At 62.9% G+C, this 23,754-nt stretch carries 20 protein-coding genes; 6 read left to right on the top strand and 14 right to left on the bottom strand.

Going from position 1 to position 23,754, the window contains the following annotated elements:
- Positions 1–59: 59 nt before the first annotated feature.
- Entirely contained in the window at positions 60–1,706 is a 1,647-nt protein-coding gene (gene abc-f, locus ABD687_RS04790; protein ID WP_310293136.1) for a ribosomal protection-like ABC-F family protein, read from the bottom strand.
- Between the two features lie 424 nt (positions 1,707–2,130).
- Here abc-f and ABD687_RS04785 point away from each other — a divergent pair, with 424 nt between their 5' ends.
- Together ABD687_RS04785 and ABD687_RS04780 are read left to right on the top strand one after the other, a co-directional pair.
- Positions 2,131–2,496: an SPW repeat domain-containing protein gene (locus ABD687_RS04785; protein ID WP_264269364.1), complete on the top strand. Its 366-nt coding sequence runs from the start codon at positions 2,131–2,133 to the stop codon at positions 2,494–2,496.
- 89 nt (positions 2,497–2,585) lie between these two features.
- Complete coding sequence (locus tag ABD687_RS04780) at positions 2,586–3,098, top strand: GNAT family N-acetyltransferase (protein ID WP_310293140.1); 513 nt, start codon at positions 2,586–2,588, stop codon at positions 3,096–3,098.
- 106 nt (positions 3,099–3,204) lie between these two features.
- Here ABD687_RS04780 and ABD687_RS04775 read toward each other — a convergent pair whose 3' ends face one another.
- Positions 3,205–3,657, bottom strand: coding sequence for a MarR family winged helix-turn-helix transcriptional regulator (locus tag ABD687_RS04775; RefSeq protein WP_310293142.1), 453 nt, complete (start codon positions 3,655–3,657; stop codon positions 3,205–3,207).
- Entirely contained in the window at positions 3,650–4,753 is a 1,104-nt protein-coding gene (locus ABD687_RS04770; RefSeq protein WP_310293144.1) for an LLM class flavin-dependent oxidoreductase, read from the bottom strand. Before ABD687_RS04770 ends, ABD687_RS04775 begins: the two co-directional genes overlap by 8 nt.
- Before the next feature lie 157 nt (positions 4,754–4,910).
- On the opposite strand from ABD687_RS04770, the gene ABD687_RS04765 reads away from it, so the two are divergent.
- Entirely contained in the window at positions 4,911–6,407 is a 1,497-nt protein-coding gene (locus ABD687_RS04765) for an MFS transporter (protein ID WP_310293146.1), read from the top strand.
- A gap of 313 nt (positions 6,408–6,720) precedes the next feature.
- Here ABD687_RS04765 and ABD687_RS04760 read toward each other — a convergent pair whose 3' ends face one another.
- The 3 genes from ABD687_RS04760 to ABD687_RS04750 form a co-directional block, all read right to left on the bottom strand.
- On the bottom strand, positions 6,721–7,173 hold the full coding sequence (locus ABD687_RS04760; RefSeq protein WP_310293147.1) for a pyridoxamine 5'-phosphate oxidase family protein: 453 nt from the start codon (positions 7,171–7,173) through the stop codon (positions 6,721–6,723).
- 139 nt (positions 7,174–7,312) lie between these two features.
- Positions 7,313–10,687: an efflux RND transporter permease subunit gene (locus ABD687_RS04755; protein ID WP_310293149.1), complete on the bottom strand. Its 3,375-nt coding sequence runs from the start codon at positions 10,685–10,687 to the stop codon at positions 7,313–7,315.
- A gap of 1,197 nt (positions 10,688–11,884) precedes the next feature.
- Entirely contained in the window at positions 11,885–12,967 is a 1,083-nt protein-coding gene (locus ABD687_RS04750; protein ID WP_310293151.1) for a carboxylate-amine ligase, read from the bottom strand.
- 567 nt (positions 12,968–13,534) lie between these two features.
- Between ABD687_RS04750 and ABD687_RS04745 the strand changes: the two genes are divergently transcribed.
- From ABD687_RS04745 to ABD687_RS04735, 3 genes are all read left to right on the top strand, one after another.
- Positions 13,535–14,575 carry a helix-turn-helix domain-containing protein gene (locus ABD687_RS04745; protein WP_264269372.1) on the top strand — a complete coding sequence of 347 codons (1,041 nt, stop codon included), beginning with the start codon at positions 13,535–13,537 and terminating at the stop codon, positions 14,573–14,575.
- Positions 14,576–14,794: 219 nt separating this feature from the next.
- Entirely contained in the window at positions 14,795–15,061 is a 267-nt protein-coding gene (locus tag ABD687_RS04740; protein ID WP_264269373.1) for a DUF7218 family protein, read from the top strand.
- Positions 15,062–15,113: 52 nt separating this feature from the next.
- Entirely contained in the window at positions 15,114–15,302 is a 189-nt protein-coding gene (locus ABD687_RS04735) for a hypothetical protein (protein WP_264269374.1), read from the top strand.
- A 177-nt stretch (positions 15,303–15,479) separates the two neighbouring features.
- On the opposite strand, the gene ABD687_RS04730 is transcribed toward ABD687_RS04735, so the two are convergent.
- The 8 genes from ABD687_RS04730 to ABD687_RS04695 form a co-directional block, all read right to left on the bottom strand.
- On the bottom strand, positions 15,480–15,665 hold the full coding sequence (locus tag ABD687_RS04730; RefSeq protein WP_264269375.1) for a CsbD family protein: 186 nt from the start codon (positions 15,663–15,665) through the stop codon (positions 15,480–15,482).
- A gap of 182 nt (positions 15,666–15,847) precedes the next feature.
- On the bottom strand, positions 15,848–16,459 hold the full coding sequence (locus ABD687_RS04725) for a hypothetical protein (RefSeq protein ID WP_264269376.1): 612 nt from the start codon (positions 16,457–16,459) through the stop codon (positions 15,848–15,850).
- 76 nt (positions 16,460–16,535) lie between these two features.
- Entirely contained in the window at positions 16,536–17,228 is a 693-nt protein-coding gene (locus ABD687_RS04720; protein WP_264269377.1) for a PRC-barrel domain-containing protein, read from the bottom strand.
- Positions 17,229–17,649: 421 nt separating this feature from the next.
- Complete coding sequence (locus tag ABD687_RS04715) at positions 17,650–17,985, bottom strand: PRC-barrel domain-containing protein (RefSeq protein ID WP_302265816.1); 336 nt, start codon at positions 17,983–17,985, stop codon at positions 17,650–17,652.
- A 193-nt stretch (positions 17,986–18,178) separates the two neighbouring features.
- Positions 18,179–19,690: a multicopper oxidase domain-containing protein gene (locus tag ABD687_RS04710; RefSeq protein ID WP_310293153.1), complete on the bottom strand. Its 1,512-nt coding sequence runs from the start codon at positions 19,688–19,690 to the stop codon at positions 18,179–18,181.
- A 4-nt stretch (positions 19,691–19,694) separates the two neighbouring features.
- Positions 19,695–21,140 (bottom strand): multicopper oxidase domain-containing protein, encoded by a 1,446-nt coding sequence (locus ABD687_RS04705; protein ID WP_310293154.1) that lies wholly within the window; start codon positions 21,138–21,140, stop codon positions 19,695–19,697.
- On the bottom strand, positions 21,133–21,726 hold the full coding sequence (locus tag ABD687_RS04700) for a hypothetical protein (protein ID WP_264269381.1): 594 nt from the start codon (positions 21,724–21,726) through the stop codon (positions 21,133–21,135). The genes ABD687_RS04705 and ABD687_RS04700 overlap by 8 nt, the downstream gene beginning before the upstream one ends.
- 487 nt (positions 21,727–22,213) lie before the next feature.
- Positions 22,214–23,638, bottom strand: coding sequence for a malate:quinone oxidoreductase (locus ABD687_RS04695; protein ID WP_372342883.1), 1,425 nt, complete (start codon positions 23,636–23,638; stop codon positions 22,214–22,216).
- Between the last annotated feature and the right edge of the window lie 116 nt (positions 23,639–23,754).

The raw sequence follows: 23,754 nt of genomic DNA, 5'->3' as shown, positions 1-23,754 counted from the left end.
CGCAGAATCCATGGTGGACGTTGGGAATAGCTCGATACCGGGCCCACGCCGACCGGGCCTCAGGAGCTGATCCCCAGGCGCACCTTTCCGGCCTCGACGTGCCAGCGTGCATCCAGGCGCACATTGTCCAACAGGCGGCGGTCGTGGGTCACCAGGAGCAGGGCTCCCTCGTAGGACTCCAGTGCCTCCTCGAGCTGCTCGATGGCCGGCAGGTCAAGGTGGTTGGTGGGTTCGTCGAGCACCAGCAGGTTCACCCCGCGTGCCTGCAGCAGGGCCAGGCCCGCCCGCGTCCGCTCACCCGGGGACAGATCCCGCACCAGGGATGCGGTTTGGTGGGCCTTGAGGCCGAACTTGGCCAGCAGGGTGCGAGCCTCGGCCGGGTTCATCTGGGGAACCGCAAGTTCAAATCCGTCGCCCAGGGCGGTGTCTTCGTCAAGGTGGCTGCGTGCCTGGTCGATCTCGCCGATGGCCACCGAGGACCCCAAGGTGGCCGATCCGGAATCCGGCGCCAGGTGCCCCAGCAGCAGCTTTAGCAGGGTGGACTTCCCGGCCCCGTTGGGGCCGGTGATGCCGATGCGGTCCCCGGCGTTGACCTGCGCTGAGACGGGCCCAAAGGTGAATTCGCCGCGGGTGATGGAGACTTCGTTGAGCGTGGAGACCACGGTGGAGGAACGCGGGGCGGCGGCGATCTCGAATTGCAGCACCCATTCCTTGCGTGGCTCGGCTACCTCGTCGAGGCGCTTGATCCGCGATTCCATCTGGCGGACCTTCTGCGCCTGCTTCTCCGAGGACTCGTTGGACGCCTTCCGGCGCAACTTGTCGTTGTCAGGGTTCTTCTTCATCGCGTTGCGCACACCCTGGGAGGACCACTCGCGCTGGGTGCGGGCCCGGGAAACCAGGTCCGCCTTCTTGTCGGCGAACTCGTCGTAGGCCTCGCGGGCATGGCGGCGGGCAATGGCCCGCTCCTCGAGGTAGGAGTCGTAGCCGCCGTCGTACACGGCGACCTGGTTTTGTGCCAGATCCAGCTCGACGATGCGGGTCACGCAGCGGGCCAGGAACTCGCGGTCGTGGGAAACCAGAACGACCCCGGTGCGCAGCGAAGAGACGAAGGATTCAAGGCGTTCGAGCCCGGCGAGGTCAAGGTCGTTGGTGGGTTCGTCCAGCAGCACCAGGTCGAAGCGGGAAAGCAGCAGGGCCGCCAAGGCAACGCGGGCCACTTGTCCGCCGGAGAGTGCTGTCATGAGGGTGTCGGTGGGCAGGGTGAAGCCAAGTTCGGCAAGCGTCGCCGGAGCCCGGTCCTCAAGATCGGCCGCGCCGCTGGCCATCCAGTGCTCGAAGGCGGCGGCGTACGCGTCATCGGCACCCGGTGCCCCGGAGCCCAGGGCCTCGGCGGTGGATTCCATGGCCTCGGTTGCCGCAGCACAGCCAGTGCGCCGGGCCAGGTAGGCCTCGATGGTTTCTCCGTCGATGCGTTCGTGTTCCTGTGGCAACCAGCCGATGAACGCGCCGTCCGGTGCGCTGGAGACGGTTCCGCCCAGCGGAACGTCCACCCCGGCGAGCAATCGCAGCAGCGTGGATTTGCCGGCCCCGTTGGCACCCACCACCCCGATGACGTCCCCGGGGGAGACGGTGAAGCTGAGGGAAGAAAATAGCGTCCGGTTGGCATGGCCGCCGGCAAGGTCCTTGGCCACGAGTGTTGCAGTCATTGAACCAGTTTAGTTTCCCCGGACCCGTTGCCCGTCATCGGTCATCCAGGGTCCGGTCTCAGCGCAGGTATTGCGAACCCATCCAGTCTGTTTGGCAGTTATGGCTGGTCTGGATCCAGGAACCCGACTTCGTTACCGGTAGCTGCACCTTGGATCCGTTGGGCACCGTTTTGATGATGCCTGAACGCAGCGAAGGACAGCGACTCAGTTTGGAGTTTGCCCCGCATGCGGGTTCGTCCCACCGACCGTGACTTTGGACCCTACCCCCGCGCGGGAGCTGCGGGCAGGATGAGATGACAACCGAAGGGGCAATGTGCCAAGCAAGTGGGGCCCGTTGCACCGTCGGTGCCCGCACGGGCAACCTTCGCGATTCCGGAGAAGCCGTGGATCGGGGGATGGACGTAAGACAAAGGAGATCTAGACCATGAAGCGATGGACTGCATGGCAAAATTGGGTCGCCGTGGCCGCTGGCCTTTACACGGTCTTGGCCATGACCTGGACTACGGAAGTGGGACAGTCTGCCGCCTACATGCTGACCGGTGGTATCGCCTTGATCGTTATTGGCGTTATCAACCTTGCTGCCCCCGGGATGCCGGCGGCCGAATGGGTTCAGCTGGTCGTGGCGGCGCTGGTTGTTGCTTCGCCTTGGATGGGCAGCTTCGCCTCGGGCACGCCGATGGTGGCATGGCATACCTGGATTCCGGGTATTGTCGCTTTGGTTGCCTCGGCAATGGCCATCAAGCCGACGATGCGCATGTACCACGAGCATCATCCGGTTGGCTCGCACTAGGCGATCAACATTCAAAGGCCCGGTTCCCAACCGGGCCTTTCACTTGCGTCTTAGCGGTTTTTGAATACTTTTGGCCATAGGCTGGTGGCATGAGGCTTCGAAGCGAGAAACCGGCAGATCGGCAGGAGATCCGCAAGCTGACCGTGCGCGCATTCGCCGACTCGGACGCCGCCCGGGAACCCGGGGAAGCGGCATTGCTGTCCGAACTCTATTCCTGCGAAGGGTACCTACCCGAATATTCCGTGGTGGCAGAAGTCAATGGCCACTTGGCAGGTCATGCGATCGCCACGCGCGGATGGCTCGATGGGGACATCCCGTTGCTGGGACTTGGCCCGGTGTCGGTGGATCCCGGGGACCAAAAGCACGGGGTCGGGACCGCACTCCTGAATGAGATCCGGGATCGCGCCGCCCAGCGCGGGGAGCGCGCGATCATATTGCTGGGCGAGCCGGAATACTACCGGCGCTTGGGGTACGCGCCGGCCATGCCCCACGGGATCATTCCCTCGGATCCGTCCTGGGGCGACTATTTCATGGTGTTGAACCTCTCGCCGATGCCACTGCCCAAGGGCAACTTCCGCTATGCGGAGCCGTTCGGGGTCTAACGTGGATCCGTCGGCGCGGCCTGGGCAGGCAAAAGGCCACGGGTGCCAAGGAAGGTGGATTCCTTGGCACCCGTGGCCTGTGGATTGTCCGGTGTGGACTTAGTGGCTACGGCGCTTCCACGTGCTGGCGCAATTTGGTGGCCAGTTGCTGCAGCGTCGCAAATTCCTCGTCGGAGAGCGCGGTCCCAATGAGGTCGTGGATGCCCTTGACATGTTCGCGGCCCATCGCCTTCTGCAGCCGGGCACCTTCCTCGGTCAAGGAAATAAGGACAGCCCGCTGGTCGGTGGGATCCGACTGGCGCGAGACCAGGCCCTTGGCTTCCAGCCTGTCAGCCATGCGGCTGAGGCTTGGCTGGGAAATCAACAGGTGCTGGTTCAAGTCCGAAAGCCGGCTGGTACCGGAGGAACACCTGGAGAGATTGAAGAGCACATCGTATTCACGGGTGCTGAGCTCCTTGAACTCCGGGAGTTTCTGGATCTCGCGCATCACCGTGACCTGCGCCCGGAATACTGCTTCCCAGGCGGCAGACGCGGAACGAAGCGAGGCCTGGCTAGACATTGGCTTTTCCGGCGGCGAGCTTGGCGTCGCGGGCCGCAACGCGATTCGCGTGGGTCGGTGCCTCGGGGTGGTCGGCCGGCTTGCGGCTGGCCAATTCCTTGCGCAGCGTGGGCAGCACTTCTTCGCCGAAGAGGTCGAGCTGCTCCAGGACGGTCTTGAGCGGCAGGCCGGCGTGGTCGACCAGGAAGAGCTGGCGGTGGTAGTTGCCGAATGCCTCCTGGAAAGTCAGGGTCTTTTCGATCATTTCCTGCGGCGAGCCCACGGTGAGCGGGGTCTGGTCGGTGAAGTCCTCCATGGAGGGGCCGTGGCCGTAGACCGGGGCGTTGTTGAAGTACGGACGGAATTCATTCTTGGCGTCCTGGGAGTTCTTGCGGATGAAGAACTGCCCGCCAAGGCCCACCATGGCCTGGTCCGCGCGGCCGTGGCCGTAGTGCTCGTAGCGCTCGCGATAGAGGTTGATCAGCTGGATGTAGTGTTCCTTGGGCCAGAAGATGTTGTTCGCGAAGAAGCCGTCGCCATAGTAGGCCGCGATTTCGGCGACCTGCGGGGTGCGGATCGACCCGTGCCAGACGAAGGGGGCCACGTCATCGAGCGGGCGCGGGGTGGAGGTGAAGTTCTGCAGCGGGGCGCGGAACTTCCCTTCCCAGTTCACCGTGTCTTCGTCCCAGAGACGGCGCAGCAGGTTGTAGTTCTCGATGGTCAGGTTCACCGAGTCCTGCATGTTCTTGCCGAACCAGGGGTAGACCGGGGCGGTGTTGCCGCGCCCGAGCACCAGGTCCACGCGGCCGTCGGCGAGGTGCTGCAGCATCGCGAAGTCCTCGGCGATCTTCACCGGGTCATTGGTGGTGATCAACGTCGTGGCAGTGGAGAGAATGATCTTCTCCGTCTGCGCCGCGATGTAGGCCAAGGTCGTGGTGGGGGAGGAGGAGAAGAACGGGCGGTTGTGGTGCTCGCCGATGGCGACGACGTCCATGCCGACTTCTTCGGTCTTCTTGGCGATGGCAACGATGTCCTTGATGCGCTGGGCCTCGCTCGGAGTTTTGCCGGTGGTGGGATCGCGGGTGATGTCGCTGACTGAGAAAATGCCGAACTGCATGATGCCTCCTGTTGGGCTGGGTGGACTTCGCTCTGGTAACCAGTATGCCAGATTTATATGCGTTTGCATGGAATAGCGAGAATCGTCACCAAATAATTCCCCAGGGTTCATGTGGCGTCTCTCACGACTCGCTTCGTCTTCGCGGTAGGCTCCGGCCATGGACACGCCATTATCGATCAACCAGGACCCTGCCCGTCGGGATCCGGTGCGCTGGAACTCGGTGGCCGGGATCGTCGGCTTCCTGGCCATTGTGGAACTCACCAGCGGGATCCTGCAGGGATACTACACGCCGCTCATGACCGACATAGCCCGCCATCTGGGAATCCACGATGCGGATGTGAATTGGTTCGAGGCCGCCCAGCTCATGGTCAGCGCGCTGGCGGTCCCGCTGTTGGCATCCCTCGGGGACATCTTCGGGCACAAGAAGATGCTCCTGCTCTCGGCCGTGGTCACCGCACTGGCTTCATGGGCAGTGGTGTTTTCCGGATCCTTCACCACGTTCCTGGTCGCATGGGCATTGCAGGGGGTCTATGCGGTGTGGCTGCCGCTGGAAATAGCCATCGTCTTTTCACGCGCCCGCAAACTGGGCATCCCCGGCCCGGTGACCCGTCGCGCGGCGGGGCTGCTGGTGGGGGCGCTCGAAGTCGGGGTGATTGCCGGTGCGCTGGCCGGCGGCGCGCTGATCGGGGTCTTCGGCGGCAGTGTTCCGCTGACCATGACGATCCCCGCCATCGCCACGACGATTTGCATCTTTGCCGTGGCCTTCGGCGTGCCCGATGACGGGGAGCGCAACGGGGCCAGGATTGACGGCGGGGGATTCGGCTACCTGGCCACCGGGCTGCTGCTGCTCACCAGCGGACTGAGCTTCCTGCGGATCAACGGCGCCGGCAGCCCGTTGCCATGGGGATCGATGGTGCTGGGCCTGGCCGTGCTTTACGTGTTCTACCGCCACGAAAACAAGCAGGCCGATCCGCTGATAGATTTCAAGGTCCTCTTCGCCCGGTCGATGTGGCCGGTGCAGCTGACCGCAGGACTCTTTGGCGTCTCGGTCCTGGGGGCCCAGATTCCCATGAGCACCTTCGCCCGCACCGACCCGGCCGTCAATGGGTATGGCCTCGGGCTGGGCGCATCGGGCGTCTCGGTCATCATTGGGGCGTATGTGCTTTCGATGCTTGTGGGGGCGTTGCTGTTCCCGGTGGCTGCGCGACTTGTGGGTGCCAAGGCGACGCTGGTCTCGGCCAGCGCGCTCGTTGGCATCGGGTATCTGATGTTCCTGCCGTTGCATGCCTCGCTGGCCCAGGTGTTGGCAAACATGGTGGTTGCAGGCGTTGGTTCAGGGGCGTTGATCGCGGCTCTGCCGGCGGCGGCTGCGGCAGCCGCCCCCTATCACCGGACGGGCATGGCCACCGGGCTGACCAATGCGGTGAAGACCATTGGAGGTTCCTTCGCTTCGGCGGTCTTCGGGCTGGCCCTCATCGGCCAGGTGGCCGGGGCGGCATCGAACACGGCGGTGGAAAACACCGCTGCGCCATTGGCCGGATACATGATCGTTTGGGCCATCTGCGGCGGGACGGGGATCGTGTGCGCACTGGTGCTGTTCGCCGTGCCGCGAAATGCCCTCGAGGATACCGCACTTGCCGGGAAGCACCGGTAGGCGGGCGTGTGGGGGAGGAGTTCCCGTCGCGCGAGACGCACGGCATCCCGCGAGCGGATGTGGTGTGTGGGCGTCGGGACCCGCGCTTCAAGTTCTCGTGGGTTGCCGGCACGAACACCTTGCTCCTGGATTCCTTGGAGCGCGGTATAGGCCGGTAGAGCCACATTGAAGTCCTGAGGGGTCCCGACGTCTTCGACGATACTCCTTTTGACGTGCTTGTCCATCGTCACCGGCAGGGAATTTCATGGACATGCGCGGACCATCCCCGAGCGCCGCGAAGTCCGGTGAAAAGTACTGCCAGAAGTAGTAGGGCCTATCCGTGGCGCATGTGCTTCCACCAGGTCAGCGGATCGGCAACCTTGAACCGCCGCCCCGTCATCGAGCTGGGGATGACGCGCACGAACTGGTCCTTGGGCCCGGATTCCCAGGGGAAGAGCATGAGGTTGAAGGAATCCAGCGTTTCCTCGATGCCGCCGAAAAGTTCCGCCTTGCCCTGGACCATGACCGACCAGGCGACGCCGGTTTCCGGGTTCACCCCGTCCGCCTGAAAGCCAACGTGGGGCTGGGCACGCAAGGTGTCCAGCTTGGTTCCCGGTCCGGTGCGGAATACCACGGTGCCGTGGTCGACCGTGAAGTTGATCGGGAAGATCTGTGGCATGTCGCCGTGGCTCACGGCGAGATGGCCGAGGGAAACCGCTCGAAGCAGTTCCAGGCACTGGTTGGATTCGAGGGCCTCAACGTCCGTGTGTGTCTGTTCCTTTTCCATGACTTGAGCGTACGTGCGGTCGGACAAAGTGGCCAGAGGACCGTACCCGTTTTCCGGGCCAGTGTGGCCGCCGGAGTCCAGGGGGCCGGAATGATGCCGGCCCGATGGGCGGGGATGGAGCCCCGCATCCGGTTCGGACTCAGGAATCCCGTGGCTGCTTCCTCAGCAAGTCCTCGACTTCCTTGCGTTCCTTGCGGGTCAGCGGGATCATCCCGGTGGCCGGATTGATCAAGGTGCCCGAGGCTGCGGTGCCCGTGGCGCTGACCGGCGGCGGTACCGAGCCGTTGCCCGAGTTGCCCGCCCCGACGGATGCGCCACCGGCAAGCGGCGTGCGCCCGGCCGCTGCCATGGCAGCGATCAGCTCCCGCGTCGGTTCGGTCGGCGTGACAACAACCGAGGTTCCGGCCCGTGTGCCAGGTGCGGAGTGCCTGTCGATGCGGCGTTTGGCCGCCCGCTCCTTGGCGCCCTCCACCAAGTGGTAGAGCACCGGCACCAGGATCAGGGTCAGCGCGGTGGAGGAGAGAAGCCCGCCGATGACCACCACGGCCAGTGGCCTGGAAATGAATCCGCCGCCACCGGTCAGGCCCAGGGCCATCGGGACCAGCGCGAAGATCGTGGCCAGTGCCGTCATCAGGATCGGGCGCAGGCGCTGCCGGGCCCCGTGGTGGATGGCGTCGGCAAGGTCCATGGCCGGGTGCCCGTCGCGCGGCTTGCGGTACTGGTTGATCAAGTCGATGAGCACGATCGCGTTGGTGACCACGATGCCCACCAGCATCAGCATGCCGATCAACGACGGCAGGCCGAGCGGCACCTTGGTCAGCAGCAGCAAGCCGATGGCGCCGGTGGCGGCGAACGGGATGGAGACCAGCAGGATCAGCGGCTGAATGAGCGACTTGAAGGTCGCGACCATCACCACGTAGACGATGGCGATGGCCGCCAGCAGCGCCAGGTAGAGCTGGCCGAAGGACTCGGCCTGCTCGGTGGCCGCCCCGCCCAGTTCCGCGGTGGCTCCAGCGGGCAGGGTGAGCGACTCGAGGCGCTTGGCAACCTCGGCGGAAACCGCACCCAGATCGTTTTCCCCCGGGGTGACGGAGACCGTGGCGATGCGATCCCCGTTGGAGGAGGTGATGGTTGCAGGGGATTCGGAGCGCTCCACCGTCGCCACGTCGCCCAGTTTCACGGTGCCGCCCGCGGCAGGCAGCACCAGGTTCCGCAGCTGGTCAAGATCGGTGAGCTCGGTTCCCTCGCCGATGAGCACCGGGTAGTCCGTGTAGCCAAGGCGCATGGTGCCCGCGGGGACGGGGGAGAGCGTCCCGGCCGCCAGCGCGCCGATCTGTTCCTCGGAGAGCCCGGCGGCGGCTGCCTCGGCCCTGTCGATGTCGATGGAGACCTGGGGGCGCGCCTCGGAGAGGTTGTCGCCCATGTCTGTCGAGCCTTCGATTCCGGTCAGGGCCGCCACAGTGACATGGGTTGCCTCGGTGAGCAGCTCCGGGGTGGTCGCACCGACCTGAACGGTGATCGCGGAGGAGCCGCCCCGGCCGCCCTCGGCGGCGGAGATGGAGATCTCGGAGTCGCCGCCCAGGGGAGCCACCGCGGCGCGGGCGGCGGCTTGGATGGCTTCCTGGTCGGCGTCGGCATCGGTCATGACCGTGAAACCGGCAGTGTCGGTCGCGCCACCCTGGAACGCGGCGAAGCCGCCGGACGGGGAACCTGCCGTCAGCTGCACATCCACGACGCCATCGAGCCCGCGCAGCGCCTCCTCCACCGGCTCGGCCTCCTTCATGGTGGTTTCCAGGGAAGAACCGGCCGGCAGCTTTTGGGTGACGGAGAAGGTGTTTTGCCCGGTGCCGCCCAGCAGGTTGGTGGGCACCAGCGGGATCAAGACGACGGTAAGTCCCAGCAGGAGAACGGAGGCCGTCAAGGTGATGACGGGGTGTTTCTGCGTCTTGCGCAGGATGGGGGAGTAGCCGCGCTGCAGCCAGGACTTCGCTTCCCTCTTTTCGGCAGCCGCCCTGGCCGCTGCGGCATCGGCGGCCCCTGGCCGGCTGTGGCCCAGGAACCAATAGGCCAGCACCGGGACAATCGTCAGGGAAACCAACAGCGAGGCCAGCAGGGCAATGGTCACGGTCAGCGCGAACGGTCGGAAGAGTTCCCCGGCCATGCCGCCGACCAGGGCCACGGGCAGGAACACTGCCACGGTCGTCAGCGTCGCGGCTGCCACCGCCGTGGCCACCTCGCGCACGGCGGTGAGGATGGCCTTGGATTTTTCCTCGCCATAGGCGAGGTGGCGCTTGATGTTTTCGATGACCACGATGGAGTCGTCCACCACGCGGCCAATGGAGATGGTCAACGCGCCCAGGGTGAGCATGTTCAGCGTGTAGCCGCCGGTGCGCAGGCCTATGAAGGTTACCAGCAGGGACAGCGGGATGGAGATCGCAGTGACCAGGGTGGAGCGCACCGAAAGCAGGAAGATGAGGATGACCACGACGGCGAAGCCCAGTCCCAGCAGTCCCTCGACGGTGAGATCGTGGATGGATTGCTCGATGAAGGGGGCCTGGTCGAAGACCGTGGTGAACGTCGCGTCGGGCCCCAGCTGCGCGGCGAGCTCGGGCAGCAGCGCGGCGACTGCATGGGAAATGCCCACGGTGTCCCCGTCTGGCTTCTTGGTCACCGACACGGCCAGCGTCTCGATCCCGTTGGTGCGCGTGATCGAGGTGGCGGCGTCTTCTTGCATGCTGACATCGGCCAGCTCCGAAAGCTCGTGAACGCCACTGGCTCCCCGCACCGGCAGCGACTTGACGGCGTCAAGGGAATCGATGGTGGAGCCGGAGGTGACGGGCAGGTCAAGGCCCTCTGTGTCCAGACGGCCCACCGGCATCAGTCCGGAGCCTTCCTCGATGACCTTTTTCAGGTCGTTGCCGTTGAGGCGTTCGGTGGCAAGCCTTGCGGTATCGGGAAGCACTGCGATGTGCTGGGAAGTGCCGCCGGAAACTTCTGCGGTACGTACGCCCTCCACCTTGGAGAGCTTGGGCAGCACCAGACGCTCGACGTCCGCGCGCAGGTCGTTCAGGTTTCCGCCCCCGGAAACCGCGAGATAGACGATGGGGAAATCGGCGATGGAACCGGCAAAGGCCGAGGGTTCGACGTCTTCGGGAAGCGAGGACTTGGCATTGGAGATGGCCTTGTCGACCTGGGCGCGCGCCCGGTCCAGATCGGTTCCGTAGGCGAAGGACAGTGAGAGGGTCGTGAAGCCGGTTTGCGAGGTGGAGGAGGAGGATTCCAAGCCCTCCACTGCCTGGAGCGCGCCCTCGAGTGGCTGGGCCACCTGCCTGTCGATGACCTCCGGAGAAGCTCCAGGCTGGGATGCCAGCACCGAAATCCGCGGGAACTCGAGTGCGGGGATGAGCTCCTGCCTGAGCTGCCCCATGGTGATCACGCCAAACACCGCCACAAAGACCGTGATCAATGCGATGAGGGCGCGATTGCCCAGGGATAGTGCCGCCAGCCGGTGCATCTGCCATCCTAGAAAGTTTGTCTTGTTCGCTATTGCTCCGAGAACAACTCTAGTTGGCCTGCGGCGGTCGCGAATGCACCCAGAGGCGTACCTTGATTTCCGGGAAGAGCCACACGCCATCGCTGGGGCGCTCATGGCGGAAAAGGTCTCCCTGGCACCGGAGTCTGGGACCTTTTCCTTCGAGGGGTGCAGGATCCCCCAATGTTATTCCCTGCACCCCTCGAAGGAGACTTTTGCGTGCGTATCCCGGAGGGATGCAGTGTGACGCTGTGCTGAAGATCCAGCGTATGAACACTATGTGGTGGAACCCGGTCGTCGAACGCACGTGCAACGACCTTGGGTGGAATGACTTCCCACGAGTGGATTGCCCATAGCTGCCCGTAATCGCCCCACCGGGCCCATGCCCGGGTAATTTCTAAGAGGTCGTGGGGCCACTATGTGATTCCTGAATCTTCTTTCTGGCTAGTTTCTATGCAGGAGACATTATCGAACGACGGACGCGGGGAACAGGAAACCCGAAAAATATTTGGCCGATTTGTTCGGGCTCCTGCACCGCGTGTTGGTAAAACCTCGATGCGCTTGGATATTGCCTGCCGGAAGCGCTGGCGCTGGCGCTTTCGACAGTCGTGATGTCGATACGGTGGACTGACCTCTGCGTCCCGTGCAACGATTGACGAACGGTCAAACGAGCCGGGTCATGGTGCCCGGCTGCCAGTGGAATCCGCGAAGGAACGACTTTCTACTCCCACAGTCAGAGGAGAAAATATGTTCAAGCAGTTCGGCCAAGGAACGCCAGAATTCCGCGATCCCCAGGGCCTCACGCTTCCTCCGGAGCACGAGCCCGCGCCTGAGACCCCACCGGGCCCGCCGCCGGGTCCGGATCCGGAATACCCGGTACCAGGTCCCGACTTTCCGCCAGGGCCCCCGTCCCATCCCGATCCGGAACCCGGGCCCTATCCATCGCCTATTCCCGATCCTTCGCCGGACCCGGACCCGGACCCGTTCCCCTCGCCGAGCCCGGCCCCGGGGCCAGACCCCATGCCGCACCCCGACCCGACCACCAGGCCACCGTCGATGGATTAGTCGGTTTCACGAGAGAGGATGCTGTGCGGATCGGCTTCGGTGAGATGCGGCACCGAAACGCATCCCGCCCTTCGCTGCCTGGGGCTTGCCCGTCTTCGAGGGGCGGGCCAGAACTCAGGCCGTAAGCGCGCTTGCCGCGTCATTGATGACCCGGTCGATTCCGCCCAGGGCCATGCTCTCTCGTTGTCGCCGGGCACCATTGCCGCGAGTCAGAAGTTGGTCCGTGGCGGCTTTCACGAACTCGAGGTCGCCGTTCTCATCCAGCGCATCGCCGATATGGCCGAGCAGGACTCGCACAAGTTGATCGGACGGTACTCTATCGCCGGTCTCGGGGTGCAATTGGTTGCCCTCCAGGCCGTTCTTAGCCGCCTGCCAGAAGGCGAGATCAAGCATCTCAGGATGTATTCCATCCTGCGGAACGGGTTCACGGATGATCGTCTCCACCAGTGCCCTGATGATCAACGCCAACGTCACCGACTCGTCGGCCCGCAATTGGGCATCGGAAATCCGGATTTCTATGGTCGGATAATGGTTTGAAAGGCGGGCCGCCCACCCGATATGGCCGGCATCAAGAACCACATCTGAACCAAGTATTCGTTCTAGCCGCTTGAAGTAGTCATCCGCTCCGGTGAAATAGGGCGGAATTCCCTGCACCGACCATTGACGGTAGTGGATACTCCTCCACGAGGCGAACCCCGAGTCTTGCCCGCGCCAGAACGGTGAATTTGCGCCCAGAGCCGCCAGCGCGGGCAACCATCTACGGATGCCGTTGAGGGCGTGCACCCCGGCCTCGGAATCCTGGATCGAGACGTGCACGTGCAGACCCGATACATATTGCTCGCTGCTGATGCCAGGCAGGTACCGGTGTATCTCCCTGTAGCGTTCGGTTGGGGCGATCCCGGCTGCGGATGCCCCGATCAGCGGGGCTGTGCCCAGGGAGACTGCAAGCAGATCGTGCCCCGATGCAGTCCTCGCAAGGCCTTGCCGGAAGCCACGGACAGAATCCAGGGCCTGCTGCGCGGAGGAGCAAACGGGCGTGGCCATTTCGATCTGGCAATCCAGGAGCTCGTGCTGTGAACTGCTCTCTCCCGCACGTAGGGACATGAGCGCCTCGCGGGCCTTCTCACTGGGAGCAGCGGGCAATCCGGTTTCGGGATCCATGAGAAAGAATTCCTCTTCGATGCCAAAGGTACTCATGGTGAACTCCTTACAGTAACCCGCAGCCGGAAGTCGAAGCCCCATGGCGAGGGAGCGGAATCGGGGTGGAACGGTGTGCCGCACTCGGCCGACATGCTTTCCGAGTTTTCGGGTCAAGGAGTGCGGTATCAATGGACGTTGTATGCGGAAGGAGGGATTGAATGCGGGATATTGACGTGCGAGCGTGCCGATTCGGTGCCCGGACAATGGGCGAACACGGGCTGCTCCCACGAGACACCCGTTCAAGTGCCACTGGGCTCGACCGTATTCTTTGCGAAGCCAGCCCCACGGGAAAATCGGTCTGTTGCGAACGGCTCCCTTGAACTTGCCTCACCCGCTTTCACGGCCAGCCGGTGGGCTGGTTCCTCGGTGCGGTGCGTGGATTTTCGGTCATGACGGAGGGTATCTTCCCGCACGTTGCCGGATTCCGGCTCGCCCGCTTGGGGAAAGGGCATTTGAACGCCACCATGCATTTATCTTTACACGGGCCCGGATGGGCGGCAATGCTGGGAACAGCCCCCGGGGGGAGGTTGCGGCCACATACACCGATGAGTTGGGAAAAGAACGATGGGAAAGGAGGACTCGATTCCGGTGAACCAAATTCGTCTGCGCGTCAGGGATGCCATCAGTTCAAACACCGAAGGATTGAATCAATCAGGCATCGCACGCCAAGCAGCCATGAGCCAAGATGCTTTAAGCCGTTCCCTGAGCGGACAACGAAATTTTAGCGCCAGTGAGCTGGCAGCTCTGGCCAAGATCCTGAAGGTCTCGCTCCAATGGCTGATCACGGGAGACCCGCGGGCCGACGCCCACAATTCCGAAGGACCGCCATATGTCCGAGGCAGATTGGACCGGGTGGCCGAGACCGTTGCCTTTCCTGCGGGCGCCTACCGGGAAGTTGCCTTGACTACGCCGTCTGTGCCCGTGCCGCCCACGGGGCTAACGCCCGAAGAAGCCGCGACCCACGTAGCTTCCCTACTCTCGCGCGGCTCCTCGCAACCTTTCATGCAGGACTTACCCGCCGCCATTGAAAATGCCTACGGCATCGGGGTTTTCGTGGTGGCCGAGGGGCCCGCATTCGACGCCCGGGCCATGGTCGCCGGCGAGGTCACGTACGTGGTGGTGCGCGGCACGGGCGCTTGGTACCAAGCGAACCTTGTGCTTGCGCGTGAACTCGGGGAGTTGGTGGGCGGAAGACAACCGGAAATCGGCCATCGGGCACGACGCAGGGACCAATGGTCGAAGGAATTTGCTTATGCTCTTTTACTCCCCGAAGAGACCGTGCAGTCGATTGACTGGAACAAGCAGTCCCCCCGCGAGCTGGCTGCCTTCCTGTGGGAAAGAGGGGTGTCCGCCAAGGCCCTTGCCCAGCGGCTGGATGCCTTGGGGATCCAACGCGGACCGGCCCTTGTGCATGCCGACGAGGGAACGCTTCAATTGCTCGTTTGGCACAACCCGGATTGCCTCAGCCATGATCGAGCGCGCGCCTATCGATCGCCGCGGATACCCTTCGACCTGTTTAGCGCACATCTCAAAGGAATGCGCGAAGGGCGGGTGGATGGAACTTCACTTGCCTGGATGCTCGACACGCCGCTGACTGAACTCTAGACACCGGCAGGCCCCGCATCAAAGGGATGCAAAAAGGTTGGAATCCCGAAGACGGCCAAGTAGCGTGGCAGACACAGCCCCGGGGACCGCCCCACTGCGCTGGAAGGGACCAGCACCCATTTGTGGCCGAATGTCCTTCTGCCTTCCGGGCGGAAGTGTGCGTGTTCGACACATCAAAGGGAGTGGCCAGGGACAGTTCGATGTGAAGGGAGCATGACAATGCCAAAGGACAAGACTCCGCAGATCAAGGACGATGAACTCTATGAAAAGTTGCGCGACGAAGGAAATTCCAAGCAAAAAGCCGCTCGAATCGCCAACGCGGCTGCCCGCGACGGAAGGTCGAAAGTAGGGAAGCGGGGCGGAAAGGCAGGCGACTACGAAGACTGGACTGTTCCAGAGCTGAAGGCCCGGGCCAAGGAAATCGGGTTGAGTGGTTACTCGAAGCAGAACAAGAAGGAACTGATCGATTCGCTGCGAAATTCCTAACGAATTGACTGACAACGAGGAGACGAATTGACTGACAACGAGGAGGCAGAAAATGACTCACAAGAATGCCGACGGGGATCAGGAGGACCAAACGTCCGTTCCTCCGACGCTGGACAGTTTTGATCCGCTGCGCGACGCCGAGACGTTGCTGGACAACGGCACCCCGAGGAACGAAGAAGCCAAGGACAGAGATGCGGACTTGCTCGGAGAACCGGGAAGTACAGCTCCCGGTTCAAATTAGCGCGGGCCCGAAGACTCGAACGAAGACGACGCACGCTTCGATGCTGGGTAAAGCAGCGCGGCGTAGGGCAGAAGTAACCCGTGCATTACAAGACGGAGGTGGAGTCGACGGCTGATGCGGTCGACCCCACCTTCCAGGTCCTGCAGGCAAGAGCAACCTTAGCCCTGCGTGGATTGCTCACTTGTCGGTGACGTCCCGGGCGGCGTCCTTGAGGTGCTCGCCGGCTTGCTTCGCCCTGGCCTCAGCCTCTTCCCTTGCGCCCTCCGCCTGCAGGCTTTCGTTGTCGGTTGCGTCGCCGGTATTCTTCTTGATCTTGCCTACGGCCTCTTGCGCCTTATTGCCGATTTTGTCTCCGATACCCACGGGGGTCCTCCTAGGATTGGTTCCAGATTTTTGTACATTCGGTAACGTGCATGGCCACAGTGGCCGCGAGCCGTGCCCCGGAAGCGCGACAGCCGCTTTCGGGTATTGAACCCGCATGACGTGCCCACAAATTCATCGATGTCCTGCCCGCCTCCCTTTCCGCGAACTTGTATCCGGCCGAGCTAGGGCGCCCGATAGATGTTTTCGCTGTTGCGATCCACCCGCCGGTGGTAGTGCATCCCGGCTTGGCCTCCGAGGATTGCTCCGAGCAGCGGGACGATGACTGCGATTGCCAGCGCGATCCAACCAAGAGCGGACATTGCGCCGTCCATGGGAAGTTGTGGGATGCCGTTTAGTTGCCCCAAGGCCTCGAACTTGACGTTGGCAAGGACTGTGAGCGCGGCTACGGCAATCGCGGCGATGATCGCCCAAAGCCAGACGGCCATTCCCTGCCGCATCCCGTTAAAGCGTGCCATCCTGCCAGCTACGTAGCCGCCGCAAAAGTAGGCAAGAAGCAGGACCAACACCAAGACAATGGCGGAGATCCAGGCGGTGGCATCCGGATTGCCGGCAACGCTTTCGGTGGCGGTACCCAGATCGGTGTCGGTGGCCAAACCAACGCCGGCACCAAAGGCTGTGATGAGCGCCGTGAGCAGGACAGTGATTCCCATGGCGGTCACCCAGCCAAAGAACGCACTGCCGACCTTGACGCCACCGAATTGGCTGCGTTCCCGAGCCAACCTCTCGTTGGCTCGATAGCTGGAAGTACTCGAACCTGAACCCGTGGTTTCCATCAAACGACCTCTTTCTTGATTTGTCACCCGTTAGGTATTGCCTCGCAAGGAGCTGCTCGTGCCCCAAGGCCGTTTCTCAGGGATCCATCCGTTCGCCGCTGCGGGGACGCTTCATTTCAGGCCCGTCTTCCGTCGCACTACGGTCACCTTCGGAAAGTGATTCGTTTCCGTTCCGCTCCACGTCGTTCGTTTGCGGTCCATCGAGGTACGCGCCATGCTCCCCGGAAAGGCCGTAGGATGCCCCTGCTTGTTCGGACGCCGATGCGTCCACTGGATGCTCGGTAACCACGTACTTCCGGATTCGGGGACGTCCGGACGTGGGGCCGATGGTGTGCACATGTTCTTCGGCGCCCTGCGGGGTGTCTTGGTTCAGTCCTACGGGTTCGAGGTTGTCCTGGTCTCTCGGGGTCTCTGGTGTTTCGGGTTCAGTGACTCCACGGTTCGCGCCCAGACCGGCCTGCGAGTAGTAGTCGTAGAGGCGATCCTCGTCCTCGGGACTCAGATGCCCCATGGGATCGACGTTGGGCGCGTCCTTCACGAATTGCTTGGTGAACCTGACGTAGAGCTGTCCATTGGAGATTTCCGCATCATCCAGCGGCACAAAGTTTTCAGACGAACCGAACAGACCGGTTTTCACGGTAGCGAAGTGTGGGAGGTCGGTTCCATCGTCAAGATAAATCTGACCGAGGGTACCGATCTTTTCTCCTTCGGAGCCAAACACGTTGGCTTTGGTTTCCAGCAGGGGCTTGAGATCTTCGTTGTTCAGCATGGTGTTTTCCTTTCCGGGGGAGCTCGGGAGGAGATTCGAAGTGGCCGGCGCAGTATCGTGAACGATTCTTCTGCGTGGCGGGGAACGGGCATGTCATGTCCTGTGCCGTAGTCGCCCGGAAGCGGAGACTTACTCCGCCCACGATCGGCCCAGTTACTGGCATCTACTTCCTCCCCGCACGACCTCAGCCACGGACTGGCAAACGGGAAGCGTGTGACCCGCAGCCTCGCCCATGCCGCAAGCCAAACACTGCCGGCATCGCAATTCAAGAAAGTGTCGCACCACTAGGAGACGGCTGGAAACATCCACAACTGGGCATCGAGAAAATCCCAATACGACGATGCCCCGGGCCGGGAGTCCCGCGAGGGGATCATCATCGTTGTCCAGCGACGGTGAGAATCACCACCCGGGCCATACGGGCCTATCCGCCGGTGTCCGGGTCCATCACCGAGTAGTAGCCATCCAGCAGCGATTTCTCCGCGTCATCGAGCACGGAAGCCGGGTCGACCTTTGGCGCGTGCCTGATGACATCCTTGGAGAACCGAACTTGCAGGTGGCCGTCAGTGATCACCGCACCCCTGAGGGAGACGAGGAGCTCCTCCGCTCCGAACAGGCCGAGACGAACAGTCACGAAGTCCGCGTCCCCGGTGCGCACGTCCATGAAAATGTTCCCGAGGGTCCCGATCTTTTCCCTCGCCGGACCATAGACAGTGCTCTTGGCATTCTTCAATGCGTTCAGGTAGCCGTGGCCCAGCATGTCTGTGTCCTTCCTGGATTTTCCACCCGTTCCCACCATCCGTACCACGCGGCTGCGCGAACACGGATGCCCAGGAGGGGCAAGCCGACCTGGGCATCCGGAGTGACGGGTTATCCACTGCAAGCAAAGCACCGAGCACCCATGCATTCAAGGGCAACGGGAGGTAACAGGCTCGAGTGGGCAGGGATGAGATTCAGGAGGCGATAAGCTTCAACTCCCGGCGACCTACCCTCTGACCGGTGATCCAATCATTCCAGTCAATTCTCAACGTGTAGTTTCCTGCCGCAGGCGGATGCAGAAGCATGTCGTATCTTTCCGCAGCACCCATGGTAAGGGTATGGGTGAACAAACGAGCCCTGGAATCCGGGTGCATGCTGGTGGGGATTGCCGGTTGCCCGGGGGCCGAAGTATGCCGGAAGGGCCGGCCATCGTGGGCAATGAGCTCGGCGATGCGCGCCGGCGTTCCGTCTTCGTGGAGGAACGTGATCCTGTTGGGGAGGTAGTTCCCGTCGCAGAAGCGCATCAGGCTTGGCGCCTTCCCGTTTCCCTTCACATTGATCGGCAGCTGGGTCGGTGCCCACACTTCTTCTTCCCGTTCCTTGCGCTGGGCCAAAAGACCGCCGGTGATGTAGAAGTGGGTGGGTTCAAAACGGTTCAGCCCGACATCTTCGCCCGAAAGGCCAGCAGCATGTCCCATCTCGTGCCACCGTGGATCGATCGAGAACGGCATGATCAGCGACTCAGTGGCGATGTCGTATTCGGGTCCGTCGGCAAAGGCGCGCCGGTTTCCCGGGGAAACCGGGAATTCGGGCAGCACGATGGGATCGATGACCAGCGGGCCCAGCAGCCCCATCTGGGCGTGTAGCGGGGTGTTGACGTGGCAATGGTAAAAATAGGTGCCTGCCGCGCCGTAGTTCGGGTCGTGTGCACGCCCCGGTTCGGGCTGCCACTGATAGGTGTATGAGTCGTCGATTTCGAACGAGGTGTGTCCCACGCCGTCGTTTCGGGGGTCGGGCTCCATGCCATGCCAGTGGATGGTGTGTGGCCCCATGCTGGGTTCCACCGTGGCATGGAAGATGTTTTTTTCCATGGGTCGCAAGGTTGGGCCAGGGAAACCGCGCCCCGAGTCGCTCTTGTGGAAGACCCACATCTCGAATTCCGCACCGTCGGGAAAACGCAAGTCGCGGCTCGACAGGTCCATGTTGACTTCCAAATGGGGAGTCTGGCGAAAAAGCGTCTCCGGATTGTCCTGCTGCATCTGGTGCGATGCGAAATCGGCTTGGGAGTCGTAATCCCTTTCTTCGCCATCGTCATCGGATGGTGTGGCGCTCGTGGGCCGTGGCGACGGCGCCGTCGAGCTGGGCGATGTCGTCGCAGACTTGCTGGTGGAGGTTGGCCCCGTGGAGCTGCGTGTTGGCGTCGGGGTGGAGGCCTTGGTCGGCGTCGGTTTTGGTGTTGCGGATTTGGTCGGCGTTGGTTTTGGCGTTACCGATTTGGTCGGCGTTGGCTTTGGCGTCGCGGACTTGGTCGGCTTCGGCTTTGGAGTGCTTTTTCGCGTCGACTTGGGTGTCGGCGTCGGCGTGGGCTTGGGTGACTTTGTGGCTCGTGGCTTGCGTGAAGACCCCTTCTTGTCGTCGTCGTCCCGGCGGGAATCGCGGACCTTACCCGCAGCTGCGCTAATGGCATCCCAAAATGTTGTTCTCATGGTCTTAGCCTCCGATCACCGGTGATTTAAGCTCCCAGTGGGCAACCAGCCCACCGGGGTACATGCCGCCGGCCGCAGTCTGCGACATCTCGGCATGGCAGTGCATGGGATATTTCCAGTCTTCGGTCCGGGCATACCAGACCTGGTCTGTGGCGTCTGGTGGTCGCTTCATGGGGATGATGCAGTCTTTCCGATCCATGGGTTCGAGCTGGATCACGTCTTCCCACTGTTGCAGCACCACGTGTCCGTCCTCATCCACGTGGCCGAATTCACGCGGCCATTCGACGTTGTTGCGGCGCACCGTCCACAGATGGTTGCCGTGGAAGTGGATTTGGTGGAACGCTATTCCGGCATTGACCATCCTGACCACCTGCCCGCCGCGGATGGTGCCCAGAGTCAGGTCTTCCCCGAAATCGCGTACATCGACTTGTCGCGGATAGCCGGAGATCAGCGACTCCTCGTGGGCCAGTCGATTGATATCCCGGTTGGGTGAATGGCCCAAGGCCTCATATCCGCTGCGATCGTTGAGCAGGAAGTAGCGGGGTACGGCGGGGGTTGCCACTGGGTCAACGGTACCGCCGGCTGCCTCGATGTTGGCCCACTTGGTGTCAATGGCATGAGTGACCCACAGCCATTGCCTTTCAAAGCCCATCTGGTTGGGCGCGACCCGCCAGGCGTCCTCGGGGTCCACCACGACAATGGATCCGAAGAGCCCGAGCGCACGCTGGACCGGCGCATTCGTTGGATCGTAATAGAGGTAGGTGCCGGCGTATGGTGCGTCGAAGTCCAACCGCGCTTCCCCGCCTGGAGGTATCGGTCCCGTGGTGATGTCGCTGCGGCCGTGGGCACCCTGGGCAACGGTGAACTGGTGCGTGCCGGCAAGGCGGTTGAAAATGCGCAACCGCACCTTGGAACCGGTCTCGACGATGATGGTGCGTTGCGGGAAATAGCTGGCCCAGTGGTTTCTCCGGATAAAGAACTGGCCCGGGTTCGCGGGGTCCGGTCCGGCAGGTGTCGGCGTCCCGTTGGGAGGAAGCGCCGCGTTCAATGGATAGGTCCGTGATTCCACCACCTGTCCGGCACGGGTGAAGATCTTCGGAACGATGCGCAGTGACGGATTGGCGTCCCGAAGGGCCGTTGGCTGGTCGCCGAATCCACGCTGGTAGACCAGGGAATCATCGACCATCCTTGTGTAGCCCTCGTTGATGTAGAGGTCCAGTACCCCTGGCAGCGGGGTGACGGCCACGGGAACCGCGGCACGGGCCCTGCGCGGTGGGGCCGCTGTGGCCGGTCGGGCCACTGCCGCCATGGCTGCGGCAGTTCCCAGGGCCGCTGCGGCACCGAGCTTCAATACACTGGACCGATCGAGACCGGGATCATCCGGGTGGGAATCGGTTGTGGACGCGGGTTCTGTGCCGTTGGTCTTTGTGGGCACGCTATCGCTAGACATGTGCTTCCTCCAGGAATCCGGGACGCCAGTTCACGGCCGGCAAGGGTAGTTCTACGGGGTTTCCGCCTGGATTTGCGATGTCATCGAATAGGGCTGTGAACGCCGTGGCATCGGATGGAACCAGGAAACTGATATTGGCCCGAACCTGTGACCCCGGGGCCATCAAACCGGGGGTGAGGTCGTTCCAACGGTTGACGACGAGCCACGGTTGGCTGTTGCCTTGGATGCGCAGCAGCCCCGGCGAGAACATTTGGTCCTCGTCACTTTCATTGAAGACCTCGAGCTGGAGAAGCAAATGGTCCCCGAATGTCATGTTGACCGGTTGCCGGGTTCCGTCGACTGTCGACTGGTGCCCGGAGTGGCCGCCTCCGGTGGCGGCGCCGGATGCCAGTCTTGCTTGGCGCTCGGCCCGAGATATCCGCGCCTGTCCGAAGCTGGTTTGTACGGTGGTGGTGCCCAACGGTCCGGCGGCGGTGAATGCGGCTGCCAATGCAGCGATGCCGCCCGCGCCCAGGACGAGTGAGGCTCCAATGGTGATGCCGAAAGAGCGTCGCGAAAGCAGTGGTCTAGCGGATTCCGGTGTCACGGGTCGCGACCCGATGTTGTGATGGCGCGGAGCAGCGCGATTTCCCCAAGTTTCAAGCATGGCTGGTACAACCTCCCCAAGTTCCCAAATTCCCAAGCAATCTCCGGGTTAGCCAAGAACCGGAGATAATCCCAACGATGTAAATACTTCCCAAGTATTGAAGTCAGTATGGTCCGCGGACAGGGCACTGTAAAGGGCTCGAGCGGGATTGTGTCCGCGTCGCAATGTTTCGGGTGGTTTGCTCAACGGATGGGACGCGCTAATTTGGGCGGGCGACTGGGGTTCATGAACCCCGAGCGATGAAGATGCTCAGCAGGAGGTGTCTTGGGTGCAGACCCTGAACCCGGCGTCCATGCGGTGGGAATGCATGGGGGGACGGGATGGCAAAAGCCCGATTCAATGATCCCGTCACGCTATGCGAAAGGGAAAACCACGAATCGGGCTTCTGTCTTGGTCCAACCGGAGGGGGTGCCGGCGCACCTACTGGTTAAGCGAGGCCGAGGACCTTGTCGGTCTCGGTACGCACTTCGGCGTAGAGCGAGGCATTCTCGTTGAGCTTCACCCCATAGGACGGGATGATCTCCTTGAGCTTGGATTCCCAGCCGGCAAACTGCTTCGGGAAGCAGCGGCCCAACAGCCCAATCATGATCGGGGTCGCGGTCGAGGCTCCCGGGGAGGCGCCGAGCAGCCCGGAGATGGTGCCGTCGGCGGAGGTAATGACCTCGGTGCCGAACTGCAGCACGCCCCCCTTCTTGGAGTCCTTCTTGATGACCTGGACGCGCTGTCCGGCGGTGATCAATTCCCACTTCTCGCCGGTGGCCTCGGGCAGGTACTCGCGAAGCGCGTCGTCCTTCTTGCCGCGCGATTTGAGCACCTCCTTGATCAGGTACACGGTGAGGTCCAGGTTGTCCTTGCCCACGGCCAGCATCGGCAGGATGTTGTGCGCTCGGATCGAGGCCGGGAGGTCCAGCAGCGAGGAAGTCTTCAGGAAGTTGGTGGAGAAGCCAGCGTAGGGGCCGAACATCAGCGAGCGCTTGCCGTCGACGAAGCGGGTGTCCAGGTGCGGCACGCTCATGGGCGGGGCGCCGACCGAGGCCTGGCCGTAGACCTTGGCATGGTGCTGGTCGATGATCGCATCGTCGGTGCAACGCAGGAACTGGCCGGAGACAGGGAAGCCGCCGAAGCCCTTGATTTCGTCGATGCCTGCCTTCTGCAGCAGGCCCAGTGCACCGCCGCCGGCGCCCACAAACACGAACTTCGCCTTGACGGTGCGCTTGGCCTTGGTGGCGTTGTCGCGCACGGAAACATCCCATCCGGCGCCGTCGCGCTTGATGCCGGTAACGCGGTGACCGAAGTTGACCTCGGCTCCGTTGGCCGCAAGGTTCTCGGTCATTTGGCGGGTCAGCGAACCGAAGTCCACGTCGGTGCCGGAGACCACGCGGGAGGCTGCAACGCGCTGGGACTCGTCGCGGCCGTTGGCCACCAGCGGGGCCCAGGACTTGATGGTGTCCAGGTCCTCGGTGTGCTCGATCTCGTTGAAGAGCGTGTGGGGCTTGAGCGCTTCGTAACGGGTCTTGAGGTAGTTGGCGTGGTCGTCGCCGATGACGAAGCTCATGTGCGGCAGCGCGTTGATGAACGTGGAGGGATCGCCAACCTGCTTGTTCTTCACCAGGTGCGAGAAGAACTGGCGCGAGACCTGGAACTGCTCATTGATGCCGATGGCCTTGGCCGGGTCGACGCTGCCGTCGGGGCCGGCCGCGGTGTAGTTCAGTTCGCAGAGTGCCGAGTGGCCGGTTCCCGCGTTGTTCCAAGGGGAGGAAGACTCGAGGCCGGCCTGGTCCAGGTTCTCGAAAAGGCCAATGCTCCACCCCGGCTCCAGCTGCTTGATCATGGTGCCGAGCGTCGCGCTCATGACACCGGCGCCGATGAGAACGACGTCGAAAGACTGATTGGTGGATTCAGAAGGCACGGGGGTTCTCCATTGAAAGTTCGTCTTGACTCTAGGCAAGACTAGCGCCATCCGGGGGT

The organism is Paeniglutamicibacter sulfureus, assembly GCF_039535115.1.
Lineage (GTDB): Bacteria > Actinomycetota > Actinomycetes > Actinomycetales > Micrococcaceae > Paeniglutamicibacter > Paeniglutamicibacter sulfureus.
This window is presented reverse-complemented; position numbering and strand designations above follow the sequence as displayed.